Source organism: Nonomuraea sp. NPDC003201 (genome assembly GCF_053590415.1).
In genome coordinates this window covers 1-2385 of the sequence record NZ_JBSFTC010000660.1, presented here as the reverse complement: position 1 = coordinate 2385, position 2385 = coordinate 1, and the positions used below count along the sequence as shown (strand labels likewise).

The 2385-nt window shown below is 72.6% G+C and carries 4 protein-coding genes; 2 read left to right on the top strand and 2 right to left on the bottom strand.

Annotation, left to right across the window (positions count from 1 at the left end):
• Nucleotides 1–51 precede the first annotated feature (51 nt).
• Together ACWDX9_RS62440 and ACWDX9_RS62435 are read right to left on the bottom strand one after the other, a co-directional pair.
• The gene (locus ACWDX9_RS62440) at nucleotides 52–762 is read right to left on the bottom strand and encodes an alpha/beta fold hydrolase (protein WP_449973305.1); all 711 of its coding nucleotides are present in this window, start codon (nucleotides 760–762) and stop codon (nucleotides 52–54) included.
• A gap of 37 nt (nucleotides 763–799) precedes the next feature.
• A complete protein-coding gene (locus ACWDX9_RS62435) occupies nucleotides 800–1339 on the bottom strand; it encodes a DinB family protein (RefSeq protein ID WP_449973304.1) in 540 nt (179 codons plus the stop codon).
• A 186-nt stretch (nucleotides 1340–1525) separates the two neighbouring features.
• Here ACWDX9_RS62435 and ACWDX9_RS62430 point away from each other — a divergent pair, with 186 nt between their 5' ends.
• Complete coding sequence (locus ACWDX9_RS62430) at nucleotides 1526–2008, top strand: phosphoheptose isomerase (protein WP_449973303.1); 483 nt, start codon at nucleotides 1526–1528, stop codon at nucleotides 2006–2008.
• Nucleotides 2005–2232 carry a HypC/HybG/HupF family hydrogenase formation chaperone gene (locus ACWDX9_RS62425; protein WP_350737809.1) on the top strand — a complete coding sequence of 76 codons (228 nt, stop codon included), beginning with the start codon at nucleotides 2005–2007 and terminating at the stop codon, nucleotides 2230–2232. Before ACWDX9_RS62430 ends, ACWDX9_RS62425 begins: the two co-directional genes overlap by 4 nt.
• Nucleotides 2233–2385 lie beyond the last annotated feature (153 nt).

The following is a 2385-nucleotide window of genomic DNA, read 5'->3' as shown; positions in this document are numbered from 1 at the left end:
ACCGGGCCGCCACGACCGGGCCGCCACGACCGGGCCGCCACGACCGGGCCGTCAGGCGGGGCCGACGCTGGTCGCGATCGCGTGCCCCAGCTCCTCCGGCCGGGTGAACTGCGGCCAGTGGCCCGTGGGCAGGTCGACGTAGTCGACGTGGCGGATCTGGGCGAGCTCCCGGGTGAACGCGAGCGACTGCTCCATCCACTTCTGGATCGTCGCGGTCGAGAACTCGCAGGCGATGACGGTGGCGGGCACCTCGTAGCGGCGCTCGTCGGACAGCCGCACCCGGTCGCTCGCGACCCGCGCCGGCGAGGGGATCGCCCGCTCGCGGAAGGCCGCGCGCAGCTCGTCGTCGAGGTCGATGAGGTCCTCCGCCTCGAAGATCCCCCAGTCGGGCAGCGGGATCTCGCCGTTCTCGACCGGGAGCTCGTCGTTGATGAGCCCGCCGTCGCCGGGAGGCACGCTGTCGACGTAGACGACCCGGGCGACCCGGTCGGGACGCGCGTCGGTGGCGACGTGCGCGATCGTGCCCCCGCCGGAGTGGCCGACCAGCACCACCTTGCCGCCGGCGGGGTCGAAGGAGTCGATCACCTTGACGACCGCGTCGACGTGGTCACGCAGAGTGATCTGGGAGCGGTCGGCGTCTTTCGACTCCATGCCGGGCAGCGTGAGCGCGTGGGGCCGGTGTCCGGCCCGCACGAGTGCGGGGACGACCTCGTCCCAGGACGAGCCGTCGAGCCAGAGGCCGGGAATCAGGATGATGTCCATCGCCCCGAGGTTAGAGCAGCTCACCGACAATATTCGACTACTCCCCGGTCAGCCCGTCCACCGACTCCCGGATGAGGTCGGCGTGGCCGTTGTGCCGCGCGTACTCCTCGATCATGTGGCACAGGATCCACCGCAGGCTGGGCGTCTGGCCGTCGGGCCAGCTGCGCTTGGCCGGTTGGCCCAGGTCGCCGTCGGCCAGCGCCTCCGCCACCGCGGACCGCGAGCGGGACACCGCCTCCTGCCAGAGCGCGAAGAGCTGCTCGGGGGAGTCGTCGGCGGCCGAGCGCCAGTCCCAGTCGCGGTCGGACTTCCAGTCCACCGTGTCCCACGGAGGCGGCCACTCTCCGCCGCGCAGCGCCCGGCTGAACCAGTGGCTCTCGACGTAGGCCAGGTGCTTGAGCATCCCGCCCAACGTCATGGACGACACGCCGACGGTCGCCTTCAGCCCGCCCGCGTCCAGGTCCGAGCACTTCCACGCCAAAGTCTCACGCTGATAGTCGAGGAAGCCCAGGAGGGTGGCGGTCTCGTCGGCCGCCAGAGGGGGCTCGTGGCGGCCCTGCTCGTCCAGTTGAGTCACGAGCGCTGAGTCTAGGGGTTCGGCACGCCGCCGGGTGGGGGAAATCTCGCCGGGACCTCACGCGGCCTCGGGTGGGCGAATCTTGCCGGGACCTTGCCGAATCGGTGGCGGGGAAAGCCGCGCCGTTCGTGGTGGACCACGGTGGAATGGGCGATGTCGTGCAGCGCAGGAAGACGGGATGCCGAAGTGCTCGATCGGGTCCGTGAGGCCGCCGGAACGGCGCTGGTGGAAGACGTCGGCGCGGTCGTCGCGGCGGCGGCCGCCATGTCCGGGCGGTTCCGGCGCGGTGGCAGGCTGCTGGCTTTCGGCCGGGGTGAGGCCGCCTCGGACGCGGCGCACGTGGCCGTGGAGTTCACCCACCCGGTGATCGTGGGCAAGCGCGCCCTTCCGGCGCTCAGCCTGGGCGCCGAGCCCTCCTCGCTGCCGGTGCTGGGGCGTCCCCAGGACATCGCCGTGGGGATCCGGCCGCTCGACGGCGACCTGACCGCCGCCCGCGGGCTCGGCATGCTGACCGTCGCCCTGACGGCGGACGAGGAGTGCGCGCAGGCGGAGCACGTGCTGACCGCGCGGGCCACGGATCCGCTGGTCGCGAGGGAGATCCACATCACGATGTACCACCTGCTGTGGGAGCTGGTCCACGTGTTCCAGGAATCGGAGTGCCCCGCGTGAGCGGCGAGCCGGCGGACGAGGAGGTCTGCGACTCGTGCGTGACGTGTGGCGATGTGGCCGTGGCCGTCCGGGTCGTGGGGCTGCTGCCCGACGGGCTGGCGCGCGCCGACACCGGCGCCGGGACCGAGGAGATCAGCGTGGCGCTGGTGGAGGCCCAGGTCGGGGACACCGTGCTGGTGCACGCGGGCGAGGCGATCGCCGTACTCGGAAAGGACGCCCGATGACCGAGACGCTCTACCCGTTCCTGCGGCGCGACCCGCTCGACGTGACGGCGTCCACCGTGGAGAAGGCCCGCGAGAGCCTGGAGCTGCGGCGGCGGGTGCTCGACGAGATGCGGGGCCCGCTGGTGGCGTGCGCGGCGGCGGCCAGCGCCGCCG